Annotated in this window: 15 protein-coding genes; 6 read left to right on the forward strand and 9 right to left on the reverse strand. The window is 68.3% G+C overall.

What is annotated here, in order from left to right:
• Nucleotides 1-52: 52 nt before the first annotated feature.
• Nucleotides 53-1,477: a type I glutamate--ammonia ligase gene (glnA, locus tag P9849_RS06765; protein ID WP_278268875.1), complete on the reverse strand. Its 1,425-nt coding sequence runs from the start codon at nt 1,475-1,477 to the stop codon at nt 53-55.
• Between the two features lie 319 nt (nt 1,478-1,796).
• Between glnA and P9849_RS06770 the strand changes: the two genes are divergently transcribed.
• Together P9849_RS06770 and P9849_RS06775 are read left to right on the forward strand one after the other, a co-directional pair.
• Entirely contained in the window at nt 1,797-2,234 is a 438-nt protein-coding gene (locus P9849_RS06770; protein ID WP_278268876.1) for an RDD family protein, read from the forward strand.
• A gap of 89 nt (nt 2,235-2,323) precedes the next feature.
• Nucleotides 2,324-2,950, forward strand: coding sequence for an RraA family protein (locus tag P9849_RS06775; RefSeq protein ID WP_278268877.1), 627 nt, complete (start codon nt 2,324-2,326; stop codon nt 2,948-2,950).
• A gap of 109 nt (nt 2,951-3,059) precedes the next feature.
• Here P9849_RS06775 and P9849_RS06780 read toward each other — a convergent pair whose 3' ends face one another.
• From P9849_RS06780 to lipB, 3 genes are all read right to left on the reverse strand, one after another.
• On the reverse strand, nt 3,060-3,815 hold the full coding sequence (locus P9849_RS06780; protein WP_278268878.1) for a DUF4191 domain-containing protein: 756 nt from the start codon (nt 3,813-3,815) through the stop codon (nt 3,060-3,062).
• Nucleotides 3,816-3,915: 100 nt separating this feature from the next.
• Entirely contained in the window at nt 3,916-4,935 is a 1,020-nt protein-coding gene (gene lipA / locus P9849_RS06785) for a lipoyl synthase (RefSeq protein WP_278268879.1), read from the reverse strand.
• On the reverse strand, nt 4,932-5,600 hold the full coding sequence (gene lipB, locus P9849_RS06790) for a lipoyl(octanoyl) transferase LipB (protein WP_278268880.1): 669 nt from the start codon (nt 5,598-5,600) through the stop codon (nt 4,932-4,934). The genes lipA and lipB overlap by 4 nt, the downstream gene beginning before the upstream one ends.
• Nucleotides 5,601-5,775: 175 nt before the next feature.
• Here lipB and P9849_RS06795 point away from each other — a divergent pair, with 175 nt between their 5' ends.
• From P9849_RS06795 to P9849_RS06805, 3 genes are read left to right on the forward strand one after another with little or no spacing between them, the layout of a single operon-like run.
• Nucleotides 5,776-7,425 (forward strand): protein kinase, encoded by a 1,650-nt coding sequence (locus P9849_RS06795; RefSeq protein ID WP_278268881.1) that lies wholly within the window; start codon nt 5,776-5,778, stop codon nt 7,423-7,425.
• Between the two features lie 46 nt (nt 7,426-7,471).
• Nucleotides 7,472-10,918, forward strand: coding sequence for a S41 family peptidase (locus P9849_RS06800; RefSeq protein WP_278268882.1), 3,447 nt, complete (start codon nt 7,472-7,474; stop codon nt 10,916-10,918).
• A 33-nt stretch (nt 10,919-10,951) separates the two neighbouring features.
• Nucleotides 10,952-11,536 carry a DUF308 domain-containing protein gene (locus tag P9849_RS06805; protein WP_278268883.1) on the forward strand — a complete coding sequence of 195 codons (585 nt, stop codon included), beginning with the start codon at nt 10,952-10,954 and terminating at the stop codon, nt 11,534-11,536.
• 159 nt (nt 11,537-11,695) lie between these two features.
• Here the strand turns inward: P9849_RS06805 and P9849_RS06810 are convergent, their stop codons facing one another.
• Nucleotides 11,696-12,124, reverse strand: coding sequence for an OsmC family peroxiredoxin (locus tag P9849_RS06810; RefSeq protein ID WP_278268884.1), 429 nt, complete (start codon nt 12,122-12,124; stop codon nt 11,696-11,698).
• Between the two features lie 188 nt (nt 12,125-12,312).
• Between P9849_RS06810 and P9849_RS06815 the strand changes: the two genes are divergently transcribed.
• The gene (locus tag P9849_RS06815; protein WP_278268885.1) at nt 12,313-12,687 is read left to right on the forward strand and encodes a VOC family protein; all 375 of its coding nucleotides are present in this window, start codon (nt 12,313-12,315) and stop codon (nt 12,685-12,687) included.
• Nucleotides 12,688-12,799: 112 nt separating this feature from the next.
• Here the strand turns inward: P9849_RS06815 and P9849_RS06820 are convergent, their stop codons facing one another.
• From P9849_RS06820 to P9849_RS06835, 4 genes are all read right to left on the reverse strand, one after another.
• Nucleotides 12,800-13,153, reverse strand: coding sequence for a hypothetical protein (locus P9849_RS06820; RefSeq protein WP_066212967.1), 354 nt, complete (start codon nt 13,151-13,153; stop codon nt 12,800-12,802).
• 102 nt (nt 13,154-13,255) lie between these two features.
• A complete protein-coding gene (sucB, locus tag P9849_RS06825; protein WP_278268886.1) occupies nt 13,256-14,977 on the reverse strand; it encodes a 2-oxoglutarate dehydrogenase, E2 component, dihydrolipoamide succinyltransferase in 1,722 nt (573 codons plus the stop codon).
• A 123-nt stretch (nt 14,978-15,100) separates the two neighbouring features.
• Nucleotides 15,101-16,480, reverse strand: a complete 1,380-nt coding sequence (gene lpdA / locus P9849_RS06830; RefSeq protein WP_066212960.1) for a dihydrolipoyl dehydrogenase — start codon at nt 16,478-16,480, stop codon at nt 15,101-15,103.
• 276 nt (nt 16,481-16,756) lie between these two features.
• Nucleotides 16,757-18,259, reverse strand: a complete 1,503-nt coding sequence (locus P9849_RS06835) for a leucyl aminopeptidase (protein WP_278268887.1) — start codon at nt 18,257-18,259, stop codon at nt 16,757-16,759.
• Between the last annotated feature and the right edge of the window lie 111 nt (nt 18,260-18,370).

Here is an 18,370-nt window from a genome sequence, read left to right on the forward strand (position 1 = left end):
AGCCGAGGCGGCGGCTCACGCGGCCAGGGCCGCGATCATCCGCCTCAGGCTGCTAGACGCCGTAGTACAGCTCGAACTCGTACGGGTTCGGGCGCAGGGTCAGCGGGGCGATCTCGTTCTCGCGCTTGTAGGCGATCCAGGTGTCGATCAGGTCCTGGGTGAACACGCCACCGGCCTGCAGGAACTCGTTGTCGGCCTCGAGGGCTTCGAGTGCTTCCTCCAGGGAGCCCGGAGCCTTGGGGATGTCCTTGGCCTCTTCGGCGGGCAGCTCGTAGAGGTCCTTGTCGATCGGCGCCGGGGGCTCGATGCGGTTGCGGATGCCGTCGATGCCGGCCATCAGCTGGGCGGCGAACGCCAGGTACGGGTTGGACGAGGGGTCCGGCGCGCGGAATTCGATGCGCTTGGCCTTCGGGTTGGAGCCCGTGATCGGGATACGGATACCTGCGGAGCGGTTGCCCTGCGAGTACACCATGTTGACCGGAGCCTCGTAGCCCTTGACCAGACGGCGGTAGGAGTTCACCGTCGGGTTGGTGAAGGCCAGGACGGCGGAGGCGTGCTTCAGCACACCGCCGATGTACCAGCGGGCGACGTCGGACAGGCCGGCATAGCCCTTCTCGTCGTAGAACAGCGGCTCGCCGTTGCTCCACAGGGACTGGTGGCAGTGCATACCCGAGCCGTTGTCACCGAAGATGGGCTTCGGCATGAAGGTCACGCTCTTGCCGTACTCCAGGGCGGTGTTCTTGATGACGTACTTGAACTTCTGCAGGTCATCCGCGGCGTGCACCAGGGTGGTGAACTTGTAGTTGATCTCGGCCTGGCCTGCGGCGCCGACCTCGTGGTGGGAGCGCTCGACCTCGAGGCCGACCTCGTCCAGGTTGAGGCACATGGCGTCGCGGAGGTCAGCCTGGTGGTCGACCGGGGCCACCGGGAAGTAGCCGCCCTTGAAGGGGGTCTTGTTGCCCAGGTTGCCGCCGGCCTCTTCACGGCCGGAGTTCCACGGAGCCTCGATGGAGTCGAGCTTGTAGAACGCGCCCTGCGGGGAGGACTCGAACTGGACGTTGTCGAAGACGTAGAACTCGGCCTCGGGAGCGAAGAAGGCGGTGTCGGCGATGCCGGTGGAGGCGAGGTAGGCCTCGGCACGCTCGGCGATGCCGCGCGGATCGCGGTGGTACGGCTCGCCGGTGCGCGGGTTCACGATGGAGAAGTTCAGCGCCAGGGTCTTCTCGACGCGGAAGGGGTCGATGAAGGCGGTGGTCACATCGGGGATCAGCTGCATATCGGATTCAGCGATGCCCTGGAAGCCGCGGATCGAGGAGCCGTCGAAGAGCTGGCCGTTGACGAAGAAGTCCGCGTCGACCGTCTTGGCGGGAACGTTGAAGTGCTGCTGCACGCCCGGAAGATCGGTGAAACGGATGTCGACGAACTTGACGTCCTCATCCTTGATGAACTTGAGGACTTCGTCCGCACTGGTGAACATGCATGCTCCTAACAGAATTGGGCCGGTGGCCTGAAGGCGACGGCACCGGGTTCCGGCCAGGCTTCACCCAGCGGATCGCCGTGCCATCTACTGGTGAACAGCCTAGGCGGCGGGCATTACCCGAGAATGTCTGCATTGTTTCCGGGAGGTTACAACGGAGATGTGACGGGTGATGGCTGGGGGCCGGTGGTTCCCGGTCGTACCCTCCTCACTCTACCGACAGTGCCGCGCATCACGGGCAGGCTCTCCGCGATGCGGACAGACCGGCGGAGAAGGGCGCGGGCCGCAGTGGACCGGCCTCAGCGGATACCCTTAAGGGGTGGTGACTCGACGAGATCTAGGTTCCTGGCTGGAAGGCCCCGACACGACGCACATCAGCAAGTACCCGGGGGAGCGGCTGGGACTGCCGGAATCCGGACAGGGCTCGCTGGCCCGCGCCGGACGGCGGATCTTGGCGATCTGCATCGACTGGGCACTCTGCCTGTTCATCAGCAACTTCTTCTTCGAGGGCAATTCCTGGGCCACGCTGGCCGTCTTCTTCGCGGAACAGGCCGTCCTGGTCGGAACGCTGGGCTACAGCATCGGTCACCGGGTCTCGAACATCCATGTGGTGCGGCTGGACGGTTCTCCTGCGGGCATTCCCGCGGCACTGGTCCGGGCCGCACTGCTGTGTCTCGTGATCCCCGCCATCATCTTCGACCCCGATCAGCGCGGTCTGCATGACAAGGCCATGAAGACCGTCCTGGTCCGGCGCTGAACTGCCCGGCGCTGAATGGCCCGCTGCTGAGCTGACCGCCGTCGAACCGATCTGTTTGCCCACCCCGCCGAATCCGAGGAGAGCGCCCCATGAGGGACACCACCCCTGATGTCTCACCCACGTCCCTCGCGGACCTGGTGGAGGAGGACCGGATCCTGGATCCGGCCATCCGGCCCTTGTGGGACGGGATGCCGCGTGTCAGTGGTCCCGTCCACGCCGTGCGCTGTGCGCCCGGCGACAACCTCATGATGCATACGGCGATCTATCGCGCGGAGCCGGGTTCCGTCATCCTCGTCGACGCCGGGGGCTCCCGGCTGGCGGTGGCCGGCGGCAATGTCTGTGCCGTGGCTCAGCAGCGCGGGATCGCGGCGTTCGTCGTCGACGGGTACATCCGCGACCTGGCGGAAGTGCGTGAGATGGGCTTCCCCGTGTTCGCCCGCGGCGTGTTCCCGAAGCCGGGCGGCAAGAACGTCGTGCTGCCCCAGGACGACACCGTGGTGGGCGGCGTGACCGTTCGCACCGGCGACGTCGTGGTGGCCGATGAGGAAGGCATCGTGGTGCTGGAAGCGGCCCACGCCCTGGACCTGCTCCAGGCCGCCGAGCAACGCGAGATCGCCGAAAGCGGCCAGTCCCTGGACGACTGGAAGCAGGCTCACCGCCGGAAGATCGAAGCCGGCCTGGTCGCCGGCGGGGACACCGGGGGACTGCCGGACTGACGTGGACGGGCGTGGCTGAAACCGCGCTGAGCCCGCGGCGCTTAAACGGAACCGGCCGCCGTCGTCTCCCTGCTCAGGAGAACGACGGCGGCCGGTCGGCGTTGGTGGCTCAGCGGCCGCGCATCGCGCGGCGGTCCGGGCGGGCCTTGTACGGGTCGATGCCCTTCGGGATCGGCAGCTTGGTGCCGAGGGAGGCGATGCGCTTGGACACGGCGCCGACCTCCACCTTCGTGAGGGTGGGCTTGAGCTTGCGCAGCGCGCCGCCGACCTTCGCGATCGGAACCTGGCCCTCTTCCTTGCCCGCGTAGATCACGTGGATCGGGACGTTCGGCAGGATGCGGGACAGACGCTTGCGCTCCCCGTCGGCAAGGGTGCGGACGCGGCTCTGCGGCCCTTCGGTCACGAGCACGACGCCGGCACGCCCCACGGCGCGGAACACGAAGTCCTGCGTGCGCGGGTTGGCGGCGACCGGCTGCTGCTCGACGATCCAGCCACGGCGCAAGGTGCCGAGGGCGGCTCCCACGGCTCCGGGCTGGCCCTCGATCTGGGCAAACGCCGCGCGCTCGGCACGGCGGGACAGGATGAAGGTCGCGGCCAGCAGACCGAGCATGATGCCCAGGATCAGACCGGTGATCCAGTTGTTGAAGAGGGCGCCGATCCCGACGCCGACGCCGACCACCACGAGGAAGGCCAGCAGCATGAGCCAGACGACCAGGGGGTCGTGACGGCGGGTCATGGTGAAGACCTCGCCGATCTGCTTCAGCCGGCTGGGGCCTTCCTTCTTGGCCCGGGGCTTGCGATTGAAGAGGCCGCGCTTGGTGGAGCCGTCGTCGTTCGTGACGGTGGAATCGGTGGATTTAGCCATAGTGTCTCCATTCTAGCCAGCACTGAGAGTGTACTGAAACGCCGACGGCGGCACACGGTCAATACCGTGTGCCGCCGTCAACGTCGGAAGGCGCCGGACCTCAGCTGTGGGTGGTGATGAGGGTGCGGGCTTCTTGGCGGGTGGCGCCGGAGTCTTGGATGCCTTCGGCGATGTGGGCGAGGTTTTCGGGGATGTCGCGGCCTTTTTTGCGCATGGCGGTGGCCCAGAGGCGTCCGGCGCGGTAGGAGGAGCGGACCAGGGGCCCGGACATGACGCCGAGGAAGCCGATGTCTTCGGCTTCGTCGGCGAGTTCGACGAATTCCTGGGGTTTGACCCAGCGGTCCACGGGCAGGTGCCGTTCGGAGGGTCGGAGGTATTGGGTGATGGTGATCAGGTCGCAGCCGGCTTCGTGCAGATCACGCAGGGCCTCGCTGATTTCTTCGCGGGTTTCGCCCATGCCGAGGATGAGGTTGGATTTGGTGACCATGCCGTGGGTGCGGCCTTGGGTGATGACATCCAGGGAGCGTTCGTAGCGGAAGGCGGGGCGGATGCGTTTGAAGATGCGGGGGACGGTTTCGACGTTGTGGGCGAACACTTCCGGGCGGGAGTCGCAGATCGCTTGGATGTGTTCGGGTTTGCCGGAGAAGTCGGGGATGAGCAGTTCGACGCCGGTGCCGGGGTTGAGTTCGTGGATTTTGCGCACGGTTTCGGCGTAGAGCCAGACGCCTTCGTCGTCGAGGTCGTCGCGGGCGACGCCGGTGACGGTGGCGTAGCGCAGGTTCATGGACTGCACGGAGCGGGCGACTTTGGTGGGTTCGAGCCGGTCCAGGGGTGAGGGTTTGCCGGTGTCGATCTGGCAGAAGTCGCAGCGGCGGGTGCATTCGGAGCCGCCGATGAGGAAGGTCGCTTCTTTGTCTTCCCAGCATTCGAAGATGTTGGGGCAGCCGGCTTCTTCGCAGACGGTGTGCAGGCCTTCTTTTTTGACGAGGTTTTTCAGGCCGACGAACTCGGGTCCCATCTGGACTTTGGCTTTGATCCAGTCGGGTTTGCGTTCCACGGGGGTGGCGGCGTTGCGTTGTTCGATCCGCAGGAGTTTACGGCCTTCGGGGACAAGAGTCACTTGACTGCTCCTTCTTCCACGGCGACGAGTTCGCTCTCGTGCTTGCGGAACTCTTCCATCACTCGCTCAACAAGGTCAGCAGGCGAGATGTTCCGTCCGGTCTCCAGGGCGATGGTGGTCACCCCGGCATCCGAGATCCCGCACGCGACGATCTGCGCGTAGGGGGCCAGGTCATTGTTGCAATTGATGGCGATGCCGTGCATGGTGACGCCTTCATGGACCCTGATGCCGATGGCGGCGATCTTCCGGTCCGGGCCCTTCTCATCGGCGGTGATCCAGACACCGGCGCGGCCGTCCACCCGGGTGGAGGCGATGCCGTAGTCCGCGAGCACGTCGATGATGACGTCCTCGAGCCGGTGCACGTAGTCCCGGATGCCGGCCGGGTTCTTCAGCTTGATGATCGGGTACGCCACCAGCTGGCCCGGGCCGTGCCACGTCAGCTTGCCACCGCGGTCCACGGGCACCACGGGGGTGCCGTCGAAGGGCCGTTCGTGATCTTCGGTGCGTTTGCCCGCGGTGTACACGGCGGCGTGTTCCAGCAGGAGCACGGTGCTCGGACGTGAACCGTCCAGGACAGCGGCGTGCAGCTCGCGCTGCGCGTCCCAGCCCTGGAGGTAGTCGACGTAGTCCGGGGCAAGTCCCAGGGTCGAGAACTCCAAAGTCATGCGTATCAGCTTAGACCTGTGGAGCCTGACGGCAGGCCGTTGTGGTGAAGGTCTCACTGCCCCGGGGATTGTTACCGCGCGGCCGGACGAGGTGCCTGTGGATAACTTCTGCGGGGAAACGCTGTCCCAGTGCACAGTAGGAGAGGTCGGCGGAGGAGATCGTGCAGGAGGCGTGATGAGGGCGGAACAGGCTGGAGACGGCGGCATCGCGGAAGGCGCGGCGGCGCCGCGGGTTCCGGGATACCGGGTCGTGCGGCGGCTGGGCGCCGGGGGCAGCGGCGCCGTGTGGCTGCTGGAGGACGACGACGGTGCCCGGCGGGCCGTGAAGGTGCCGCACGTGACACCGGGCCGGGGTGGGCCGGAGAGCCACCCGCTGCCGGGTGACTCCTTGCGGGGCGAACGATGGCGGGTTCAGGGTCTCGATCACCCGCATCTGCTGCGGCTCCACGGCCTCATGCCCGTCGACGTTCCCGGGCCCGACGGCTCGGATATCCGGATGACCGGGGTCCTGATGGACTTCGCGGCGGGTGGTTCGGTCGGAAGCCTCGTGGCGGCGCGTGGCGTCCTCAGCGCCCCCGAAGTGGTGACCGTGACCGTGCCGGTGGCCGAAGCCCTGGCCGCACTTCACGCGAAGGGCATCGTTCACGGCGACGTCTCCGGCGGCAACATCCTGTTCTCGGCAGAGGGTGTGCCGCTCCTCGCGGATTTCGGGCAGGCGCACCTGACGGGGGAGCGGAGGCTGCGACGGGCCACCCCGGTCTTCGCCGATCCGGAGGCCCGGGAATCAGGATCGGAGGGCGATGTGTACGCCCTGGCCGCGGTCGCCTGGTGGTGCCTCACGGGCGAATCGCCGGGACCGGTGCAGCACCGGCCGCCCCTTCCCGTGCTCCGCCCGGAGGTGCCGCCCGAACTGGCCGCGGCGCTGGAAGAAGCGCTGACAGACCGCCCGGACGACCGGCCCAGCGCCCGGGACTTCGCTCGCGCCGTGCAGAGGTCCGCTCCGGCGATGCCCGTCCGGATCGCGCCCGGCGCCGGGCGCGAGGACTACCGAGAGCTGGCGACGTCGCTCATGCCGTCGCGGAGTGGCGCGGTGCGATACCGCTCGGTGCGGCGTCGTCTGCTGGGGCATCGTCAGATGAGTCGCCGGCCGGTGGCTCGTCGGGTGGGCTCGACTCGCGGGCGGGTCCGGTCCCGCGGGGTCGTCCTGGCCGCGGTGGCATTGGCCACGGTGGTCCTTGGCGTCGCATTGGCGTTCCTCGGTGTCACGCTGCCCGGTGGGTGGATGGCGGACGGGCCCGGGCCGGGGGCGGCGTCGCCCGGCCAGGAGCAGCGTCGTGGCGTTGCCGCAGCCGAAGCCGTCCCACCGAGCCCGAAAGCACGGCCTCCCGCGCCTCCGGCCGCCCCGGCGCCGCCGTCGGCCGTCGCCACCCGGACTGACCCCGTCGAGGCCGCCCGGCGCCTCCTCTCCGACCGCAGCGCGGCCCTGATCGCCCGGGACGCGGCACGCCTGGAATCCGTGTACGGCAACGCCGACGGCGCGCTCCGGAGCCGGGACCGGGCGCTGATCGGGCGCTTGGTGGCGGGGCACCGCCATTATGTGGACTACCGGCCTGTGCTCAGCGCCGCCGCCGTGGACAGCGGCGCTTCCGCCGCCCGTGCGGTGCTCAGCGTGACGATCCGGACGCCGTCGTACGTCGTCTCGGGCGACGCAGGGGCCGGCCCGGCCCCTGCTGAGAGGATGCCGGCTCGCAGGGAGGACCTGATCCTCACCCTGGTCCGGGAGAGCGGCGGGTGGCGGATCGCAGGGGTCGCCCCACGCGGCTGACCGTGGCGTCCCCCAGGGCGCGGGACGGGCTGGTTAGGATCGAACCATGACACACCAAGGCTATTTGAGGTACCCCCACATCCATGGTGATCTGCTCACGTTCGTCGCCGAGGATGACGTCTGGCTGGCCCCGCTCAGCGGTGGCAAGGCCTGGCGCGTCTCCGCGCTGAACCTGCCGGCCAGGAACCCGCGTTTCACCCCTGACGGGAAGCGCCTGGTCTGGACCGTCACCCGCGGATCCGCGCCGGAGGTGGTGACGGCGCTCCTCGACGGCGGGGACTTCCGGCAGCTGACGCACTTCGGTCATCCTTCGACGAGGAACAAGGGCTTCCTCCCGGACGGACGCGTGCTGGTGACCAGTGCCTTCCAGCAGGGCGACTCACGCCTGGCACATGGTTATGCGGTGCCGCTCGACGGCGGAGCGCCCGAGGCTCTCGGCTACGGGCCCCTGGAGAACATGGCGTTCGGCCCGGCGCTCGGGGACGAGAAGCCGGTGGTCCTGGCCTCCCTGCTGTCCCGTGAACCGGCCTGGTGGAAGCGGTACCGTGGCGGCACCGGGGGCAAGCTGTGGATCGACGCGGACGGCAATGGCGAGTTCACGCGTCTGGTGCCGGAGCTCGACGGCAACCTCACGGACCCGGTGTGGAGCGGTGGCCGGATCCACTTCCTCTCCGACCACGAGGGCTACGGCAACCTCTATTCGGTGACCCCCGACGGTCAGAACCTGCGCCGTCACACCGACCATGAGGACTTCTACGTCCGGCACGCCTCCGGCGATGGCAGCCGCCTCGTCGTCGAGTCCGCCGGCCGGATCTTCCTCCTGGACGGTGAGGACGCCGAGGCCCAGGCCGTCGACATCGAGCTGGCCTCGGTCCGTCCGGCGTCGAAGCCCCTCGACGTGTCCGCGCATCTCCGCGAAGCCCAGCCGGACACGCGGGGCGAGAGCAGCCTGGTGGTCAGCCATGGTTCGCTCCACTGGCTCCGGCACCAGGAAGGCCCTGCCCGTGCCATCGAAGCGGACAGCTCCGTGCGGGCCCGTCTGCCACGTTTCCTCGCGAATGGCCGTGTCGCGTACCTCCACGACCGCGGCGGCGAGGAGTCCCTGCTCGTGACCGACCTGGTCAACGACGCGTTCGGCGCCCCAGCCGCGCCTGCTGCTCCGGCTCAAGCGCCGAGCGGCCAGGATGTCGCGGAGGACGACGACGGCCTGCCCCGCCCGGTGTCGGCACTGGGTGTGGTGGGGGACTCGGCCTCTTCGCCGGTCCGTGAGCACGTCGACGCGGAGGATCGTGAAGACGGCCTGGCGGACGCCGAAGGATTCACGGAGCCCCGCTCCGAGGACGCACCCGGCGCTGTTTCTGGGACCGTCGAATTCACGCCTCCGGCCCGCGTGGTGAGCCTGGAGCCGAGCCCCGACGGGGAGTGGCTCCTCGTGGGAACCGTCTTCGGCGACGTGATCCTGCTGAACACCAGGACCGGCGAGCATGAAAGCGTCGCGGCCCCGGGCGCCGGCACGGTGGATCACCTCGCCTGGTCGCCGGACAGCGCCTGGTTCGCCTGGTCTCAGGCGGTGACGGGCAATTCCGAGCGCCGGTCCATCCGGTTGCGGTCCCGCGAGGAAGGTTCCTCGGTGCTCGAGGTCACCGATGGCCGGTTCGTGGATTCACACCCGGCCTTCACCACGGACGGCAAGTTCCTCGCCTTCCTGTCGAGCCGCAGCTTTGATCCGGTGTACGACGGTCAGAGCTTCGACCTCTCCTTCCCGCACCCCATCAGGCCGTATCTCGTGTCCCTGGACGCGAGCACGGCCGCCCCCTTCGGTCCTCGGATCGCCGAGGCCCGGCCCGCCGCCAAGGACGAAGCCTCCGCGAAGGACGCCGCTCCGGCGGTGACCCTGGTGGACCCGGTGGGCATCGCCGAGCGGGTGATCTCGCTGCCTGTGGAACAGGGCAACTATGAGCACCTGACCGCCGTGCCGGGGGCACTCCTGTATCTGGACGTGCCGGTCAAGGGCGAGCTGGGTGACGGCCGCGCCAAGACCACCGATCAGGCCCCCAAGGCCCCCCTCATCCGTCTCGACCTCTCCAGCGGCAAGACCCGTACCGTGGCAGAGGGCGTCGAGACCTACCGCCTCTCCGGGGACGGTTCCACCGCCGTCGTCCAGGCCGAGGGCAAGCTCCGCACCGTCTCCACGGGTGAAGCGGAGCAGGAGCCGGAGGACCTGGAGGTCGACCGCATCAGGGTGTTCCTGGAACCGCGCAAGGTGTGGGCCCAGCAGTACCGGGAGGCCTGGCGTCTTCAGCGGGACTTCTTCTGGGACGAGAACATGGGCGGTCTCGACTGGGAGGCCGTCTACGAACGCTACCTGCCCGTCCTCGAACGGATCGGCAGCTACGACGACCTGGTGGACCTGCTCTGGGAACTGCACGGCGAACTCGGCACGTCCCACGCCTATGTGCGCTCCGCCGAACCGAGCGAGAAGGGCAGCGGCAGGCAGGGCTTCCTCGGCGCGGACCTCAGTCAGGGCGAGTCCGGCTGGACCGTGGACCGCGTTCTCGAGGGCGACACCTCGGACCCGCAAGCCATCTCACCGCTGCGCCGCCCGGGCGCGGATGTGCGGGCCGGGGACGTGCTCCTCGCCGTCGACGGCGTCGCACTCGGCGGTCCTGACGGCGTGAGTCCGGCGGAGCTTCTCCGCGGCGCCGGAGGGCGGCCTGTGGAGCTCACCGTCCGCACGCCCGGGCAGGCCGCCCGGCGGGTCGCCGTCGTGCCGCTGGCGTCGGAAGAGCGGCTGCGGTACCAGGACTGGGTGCAGTCCAAGCGGAGGATGGTCCGTGAAGCCTCCGGCGGGGGATTCGGCTACATCCACATCCCGGACATGCAGGCGCACGGCTGGGCTCAGCTGCACCGTGACCTGGAGACCGAGTCCCTGCGCGACGCCCTCGTGGTGGACGTGCGGCGGAACCGCGGCGGGCACACGTCCCAGCTCGTGGCCGAGTTGATCGGCCGCACGGTGGACGCCTGGATGATGCCGCGTGGCGAGTACCCGATGGTGTACCCGCGCCTCGCCTCCCGGGGGCCGGTGGTCGTCCTGACTGACGAGTTCGCCGGTTCGGACGGGGACATCATCACGCAGATCGTCAAGATGCGCGGCATCGGACCGGTCATCGGCACGCGGACCTGGGGCGGTGTGGTCGGTATCGATATGCGCTTCGACCTCGTGGACGGCACGCCGGTCTCACAGCCGCGCTACTCGCATTTCTTCGGTCAGGGCATCGGCTGGGGAGTCGAGAACCGGGGCGTGGACCCGGACATCGAGATCCTTTTCCCGCCGCACGCTCACAAGGCCGGCACGGACCCGCAGCTGGAACACGGCATCGGCGTGCTGAAGGAGATGCTCCGGGAGATCCCCACCAAGACGCCACCGGGCAGGGACACGATCCCCGGCCTGGTGCCACCGCCGCTGGCACCCCGCCCCGGCGGAACGTCCTGACAGCACCATCCTGACAGCAGAAGGAGCAACACCATGAGTGAATTCGCAGGGGGCCGCACGGCAGCGGAAGGATTCCGGGCTTTCTCCCGGGCGCTGATCGGGCTTGGACTGCTCTCGATCGTCCTCGGACTGATCATCTGGTTCTGGCCCGGGGCGTCGCTCCTGGTCCTGGCGGTGTTCTTCGCCATCAACGTGTTCGCCACCGGCGTCGCGCGGCTGATGACGCTGGGCCGGATCCCGTCCGGTCAGACATCGGTCCGGGTCCTGTCGGGGATCCTGGGCGTCCTCACCGTCCTGGCGGGTGTCCTGCTGATCTTCCGCCCGGGGGAGTCTCTCGTGGTGGTCGCGGTGCTGCTCGCCGCCGGTTGGATCCTGGAAGGCGCCGGCTTGCTGTGGGCGGGCACGGCGTCGGCCCCCGGCACGAAGGCGCTGCCCATCACCGTGGGTGTGCTGTTCATCCTGGCCGGACTGGGCGTGATGCTCTTCCCGCTCTCCTCGCTGGTCTTCCTGGCCGTCTGGGCGGGCGTGAGCCTCGTGATCCTGGGCATCGGGCAGCTCGTCTACGGCATCCGCCTGAACAAGGCGGCCAAGGAGGCGGTCACGGCGCTCGGTTCCTGAAGTGCCTGGTGACCTGACGGCCCTGGTCCTCTGAGGGCCTCAGACGCCGGTGAGCAACTGGACGCCTGGCGAGACGGCGAAGGGCCGGGAACGGATGATCCGTTCCCGGCCCTTCGGCGTCTGCGCCCGAACCGGCGAGGGTTCAGCCGTGGCGTGGACTCACGCGTTGAGCGTGGCGTCCAGGGTGATCTCGATGCCGGAGAGTGCGGCGGAGACAGGGCAGCCGACCTTGGCGGCGCCCGCGATGCGCTGGAAGTCCTCTTCGGAGATGCCCGGGATGGTGGCGACCAGGGTGAGCTTGCTGCCCGTGATGCCCACGCCCGGCTGGAAGCCGACTTCGGACTTGGTGCGGATCTCCGTGGCGGTGTAGCCGGCCTCGGCCAGCTCGTTGCTGAAGGCCATGGAGAAGCAGGCGGAGTGGGCGGCCGCGATCAGTTCCTCAGGGCTGGTCTTGCCCTCGGCGGCCTCGGAGCGGGCCTTCCAAGTGACGGGGTGCGTGCCCAGGGAGGAGCTTTCGAACGTGGTCTCGCCCTGGCCCTCGAAGAGGTTGCCGGTCCAGACGGTGGAAGCGCTGCGGGTCACTGCCATGAGTTGCTCCTTGGAGTGTGAGGGGTTCGGCCTGTTCGCGGGTGGAGAGGCCCTTGAGCACCATCCTAGGTCGTTCGCGGGCGCAGGGACACCCGCCGCCGCGGGGTCCGGAATGTGACGGGAGCCGGATGCGAGCGGTGCCGGGGTCAACCCTGGGCAGGGCTCTGAACTGGACCTAGACTGCTGTCATGACTGAAGAGAAGCGCCCGGCGGCGCTCGGTGCCGTCGCCTCGATCGTCGTCAACACCACGGATCCTCAGAGCCTCTCGGGGTTCTGGGCCGCACTCCTGGAACTCTCCGTGGAGTCCGCCTACGAGGGGGAGTTCGTCTGGCTGAGCGCGGTCTCCCCGGGTGGGCCGAAGCTCGCGTTCCAGCGCGTCGACCACCCCAGCGAGGGACCGCGGCGCCTGCATCTGGATCTGCACTCCGAGGACCCGGAAGCGCTTCTCTCCCGGGCGCTGGAGCTGGGAGCATCCGAGTCGGCCCGGCATTCGATCGGTGACTTCGGCTGGGTCGTCCTGCGGGACCCGGACGGCAACGAGTTCTGCATCGCTCAGGGCTGAGGGTCACTCTGGGCTGAGCGGCAGGTCGACGAGATCGGTGGAACAGCGAAGGGGCGGGAGAGCGTGATGCTCTCCCGCCCCTTTAGCCAACGCTTCCGCGAAGTCTAGACGGTCAGTTCCAAAGGGTCGCAAGTGCGATGTTGATCAAGGCGAGGCCACCCACCCCGTGTGCGATGCCGGTCGAAACCGGCTCGCCTTTCTTGACCTTGCGGCTGCCGATAACTGCCAGCACAGCCACCGCGACGCCGATCGCGAACTTGATGCCGAGCTTGAAGTAGTTCGGGTGGAAGTCCGGCATGAAGGGGATCAGCCCCATCATGGCGATGCCGGTCAGCAACTGGAGAAACGCACCGTCACGCTGGCGGGGGTGGACAGTCGGTTCCTTCATCGTGGCGATCCAGTAGCCAACGATCATTGCTGCACCGACGATGTGCAAGAAGACCAAAATGCTGAAGAGAATTCCCATGCGTCCAGTTTAGCGACACTCTGTCAGAAAGTTCTACCGACCGTAGAACGACGGCGGCCCGCACCTGAGAGTGCGGGCCGCCGTCGTGTGCTGCGTGGAGACTTACAGTCCGAGGTCGCCCTCGAACGCGCCGCCCTCCAGACGGGCCTTGACCGTCTGGAGGAAGCGGCCGGCGTCGGCGCCGTCCACCAGGCGGTGATCGTAGGTCAGGCACAGGTACATCATGTGGCGGATGGCGATCGAGTCATTGCCGTCCACATCCGTGACCACCATCGGGCGTTTGACGATCGCGCCGGTACCGAGGATGGCGACCTGCGGCTGGTTGATGATCGGCGTGTCGAAGAGCGCGCCCACCGAACCGATGTTCGTGATGGAGAAGGTGCCGCCGGACAGCTCGTCCGGACCGATCTTCCCGCTGCGGGTGCGGGTGGCGACGTCGGCGATCTTGCCCGCCAGACCGGCGAGGTTCAGGTCACCCGCGTTCGACACGACGGGGACCAGGAGGCCCTTGTCGGTGTCGACCGCGAAGGCCAGGTGCTCGGCGTTGTGGTAGGTGATCTGCTGAGTCTCTTCGTTGTACTCGGCGTTCAGCTTCGGGTGGGCCTTCAGCGCCTCGGCGACGGCCTTGGCGATGAACGGCAGGTACGTGAGGTTGACACCGTTGACGGCCTTGAAGTTGTTCTTGGCCGAGGCCCGCAGCTTGACGATGCGGGTCATGTCGATCTCGTGGACCTGGGTCAGCTGAGTCGACACTTCAAGGGACTCACGCATGCGGCGGGCGATGACCTGGCGGATGCGCGGGGCCTTCTCCGTGGTGCCGCGGAGCGAGGACGCTGCGACGGCGGGAGCGGCAGCAGGTGCGGCGGCAGCGGGAGCTGCTGCCGGAGCGGGAGCCGCGGCCTTCTTGGCCTCGATCGCCGCCTGGACGTCCTGCTTGCGGATGCGACCGCCGACACCGCTGCCGGAGACGGAAGCGAGGTCGATGCCGTTGTCCTTGGCGAGCTTACGCACCAGCGGAGTGACGTAGGACTCGGCGTCGGACGGAGCGGCTGCGGGAGCCGGAGCGGCAGCCGGGGCAGCCGCCGGTGCGGGTGCAGCGGCGGCAGCCGGAGCGGCAGCCGGAGCCGGTGCAGCAGCCGGAGCGGCTGCTGCGGCGGGTGCCGGGGCTGCGGCCGGAGCTGCGGGAGCGGGGGCTGCAGCCGGTGCGGCGGCACCTGCGGCGCCGATGACGGCGAGGACGGAGCCCACCTCGGCGGTGTCGTCCTCGTTCACGCGGATCTCCAGCAGAGTGCCGGCCACGGGGGACGGGATCTCGGTGTCGACCTTGTCCGTGGAGACCTCCAGGAGCGGCTCGTCGACCTCGACGGACTCGCCCACGGCCTTGAGCCAGCGGGTGACGGTGCCTTCGGTCACGGACTCGCCCAGAGCGGGGAGGGTGACCTCGGTGCCCTCACCGGCGGGTGCGGCGGGAGCTTCTGCGGCAGGCGCGGCTTCGGCGGGTGCCGGAGCGGCCGGGGCCTCTGCAGCGGGCGCGGGAGCGGCTTCCTCGGCCGGGGCGGGCGCGGCAGGTGCCTCGCCGGAGCCCGAGCCGTCGCCGATGACGACCAGGGCGGCGCCGACCTCGGCGACCTCGTCCTCGGCGACCAGGATCTGCTCGATCACACCGGCGATCGGGGACGGGATCTCGGTGTCGACCTTGTCGGTGGAAACCTCCAGCAGCGGCTCGTCCACTTCGACGCGGTCGCCAACGGACTTCAGCCAGCGGGTGACGGTACCTTCCGTGACGCTCTCGCCGAGTGCGGGCAAGTTAACGGATTCAGACATGTCGTCCCCGTTCTCCTTAGTGATCTAAATGCGGTGAAAATCTGGTGTGGGGGACCGGTCGTTCCGAGAGGCCCTCCAGGGGTGGGCCGGGGCGCCTGTGTCAGGCGCCCCGGCCCAGGGGTCTCAGCCGTGCAGCGGCTTTCCAGCCAGTGCCAGTGCGGCCTCGCCGAGGGATTCGTTCTGCGTCGGGTGGGCGTGGATCAGGGTGGCGACATCCTCCGGGAAGGCCTCCCAGTTCACGATGAGCTGGGCCTCGCCGACCTGCTCGCCGAAGCGGCCGCCGATGCCGGTCACGCCGACGATCGGACCGTTCTTCACGCGGATCATCTTGACGATGCCCGAGGTGCCCAGGATGGAGGACTTGCCGTTGCCGGCCAGGTTGTACTCCTGGGTCTCGATGTTGTCCTTGCCGAACTTCTCCTCGGCCTTGGGCTGGGAGTAGCCCACGGACATGATCTCCGGCTCGCAGAAGGTGACCTTGGGGATGTTGACGTCCTCGACGACCACCGGATTCAGGCCGGCGATCTCCTCGGCGACGAAGATGCCCTGCTGGTAACCGCGGTGGGCCAGCTGCACGCCGGGGACGATGTCGCCGATCGCGTAGATGTTGCCGACGCCGGTGTGCAGGCGCTCGTTGGTGATGACGAAGCCGCGGTCCAGGGTGACGCCCTGCTCGGCGAAGCCGAAGCCTTCGGTGACGGGGCCACGGCCCACGGCGACGAGCACGATGTCGGCGGAGACGGACGTGCCGTCGGCCAGGGTGACGGTGGCCTGGTTCTCGTCCTGCTCGACCTTCTCGAAGAAGACGCCGGTCTTGAACTTGATGCCCTTCTTCTTGAACTCGCGCTCCAGGACCTTGATGATCGCGGGATCCTCGTTCGGCACCAGGGAGGGCAGGCCCTCCACGATGGTGACGTCCACGCCGAAGGAGTTCCACATGGAAGCGAACTCGACGCCGATCACGCCGCCGCCCAGGACGATGGCGGAGGAGGGCAGCTCGCCCATCTCGAGGGCCTCGGTGGAGGTGATGACCCGGCCGCCGATCTGCAGACCCATGGTCTTGGAGGTGGAACCGGTGGCGAGGATGATGTTCTTGCCCTTGTACGGGACGCCATCGACGGTGATGGTGTCCGGTGCGGTGAGCTGGCCTTCGCCCTCGATGACGTTGACCTTCTTCATCTTGAGAAGACCGGTCAGGCCCTTGTGCTTGCCGGCGACGATGCCGTTCTTGTGATCGCGGACCTTGCCCAAATCGATCGAGTCGAGCGTGGTGTTCACGCCGTACTTGGCGCCTTCACGGGCGTTGTCGGCGAGTTCAGCCGAGTGCAGGTACGCCTTCGTGGGGATACAGCCGGTGTGGAGGCAGGTGCCGCCCAGCTTGGCCCGCTCCACGAGGCCCACCGTCATGCCCAGCTCCGTCGCGCGGATGGCTGCGGAATAGCCCGCGCTGCCGCCGCCGAGGACGAGGATGTCGAATTCTTGCGCAGTTGCCGCTTCGGCCACGTGGACGCTCCCTGAATTGTCGAGACGGTGCCGGTCGGCACCCTCTGGTCTGGAACTTTTCCTGCCGCGATTATGCCAGCAGGTCGGGTTCTTCTGCAGTGGTCATGCTTTTGTGACTGCCTGGGAAACAGCCACAGAGCCATTCGCTTTCACCTTAGCGTCACCCTCAACCATGGTGCACCTTAAACGGGTCCGGCGCGGCGACCTTGTGCTGTGACTCACGTTCATTTAATGAACGGTGATCAGAAAGTCGCCGCGCCGGAGGGCGTGGACCGGTCAGGAGGCCAGGCCCGCCACGTACTCGACGAGGGTGCGCACGGCGGCGCCGGTGGCCTTCTTCGGCGTGTAGCCGTAGGGGGAGCCGTTGTTGAACGACGGGCCGGCGATGTCGATGTGAGCCCAGGAGATGGTCTCGCCCGTGGCGTCCTCGCCGACGAACTCGCGCAGGAACGCGGCGGCGGTCATCATGCCACCGTGCCGGGCGCCGATGTTGGCCAGATCGGCCACCTCGGAGTCGAGGCTCGGACGCAGTTCCTCCGGGATCGGCATGGGCCACATGAGTTCGCCTGCGGCGTCCGCGGAGGCCTTCAGGGCCTCGGTCACGCCTTCGTCGCCCATGAGGCCGGCGGTCCGGTCCCCGAGGGCGATGAGCTGCGCACCCGTGAGGGTCGCGACGTCGATCACCACGTCGGGCTGTTCCTGGCTCGCGGCCACGAGGCCGTCGGCCATGACGAGGCGGCCCTCGGCGTCGGTGTTCAGGACCTCCACGGTCTTGCCGCCGAAGATGGTCATGACGTCGGAGGGGCGCTGCGCGTTCCCGCCGGGCATGTTCTCCGCGATGCAGAGCCATGCGGTGACCTTGACGGGCAGGCCGAGCTCGGCGGCGGCGAGAGCGGCGTTGAGGACCGTGGCGGCACCGGCCATGTCACTCTTCATCTCGTCCATGTTCGCCGGCGGCTTGAGGGAGATGCCACCGGTGTCGAAGGTGATGCCCTTGCCGACCAGTGCCACGTGGGCCTGGGCCTTGGTGGGCGCGTATTCGACCTTGACCAGGCGCGGGGGCCGGGCAGAACCCTTGCCGACGCCCAGGATGCCGCCGAAGCCCTCCTTTTCCAGGCGCGTCTCGTCCCACACGGTCACCTTGACGGGGAGCGACTTCGCCGCGTCCTTGGCCGCGGCCGCGAAGGACTCGGGGTAGAGCGCGTTCGGCGGCTGGTTCACCAGGTCGCGGGTCGCGTTGACGTAGCGGCCGACGACGGCGGCCTTCTTCAGCACGGCCTTCGCAGCCGGGCTGCCGGCGAGTTCGCTGTGGATGCGCACGGTGGAGACCGGAGCCTTCAGCCCTTCGCGGGTGGAGCGGTACTCGTGGAACGCGTAGGCGCCCAGCGCGGCGCCCTCGGCGATCGCGGCCAAGGCGGTCTCGTCCTGGGCGGGGAGGGCGAGCGTCACCGTGGAGGTTCCGGCGAGCTGGCGCACGGCCGAGCCGGCGGCGCGGCGGAGCGACTCGGCGTCGTCCTTCTTGCCCAGGCCTGCCAGGGCGATGACCTCGGCGCCCAGCTCCGGGACGCCGGGCAGCCGGTGGAGCTGATCCGCGGCGCCGGTGACCCCGAGCAGCGCCAGCGAGGACTGGATGGCCTCGGACGCCTTGGCGCTCAGGGGGCTGGCGGCAAGTTCCGGGCCCTCCTTGCCCTGCCGGACGCCGATGACCACGACGTCGCTGGGCTTCTTCCGCAGATCGCCGCTGACTGTTTCAAGGGTGACTTCGTTGCTCTTGGCCACGAGTTCCTGCCTCACTTCTGGTGTACGGGTGGACATCCTTGTCGCACATGTTCAATGGTGCGGACGCGATGTGGCGTCCTTCACCATCTAAGATCGTAGCCCGTGACACCT

Source organism: Arthrobacter sp. Y-9 (assembly GCF_029690065.1).
Classification (GTDB): Bacteria; Actinomycetota; Actinomycetes; order Actinomycetales; family Micrococcaceae; genus Arthrobacter_E.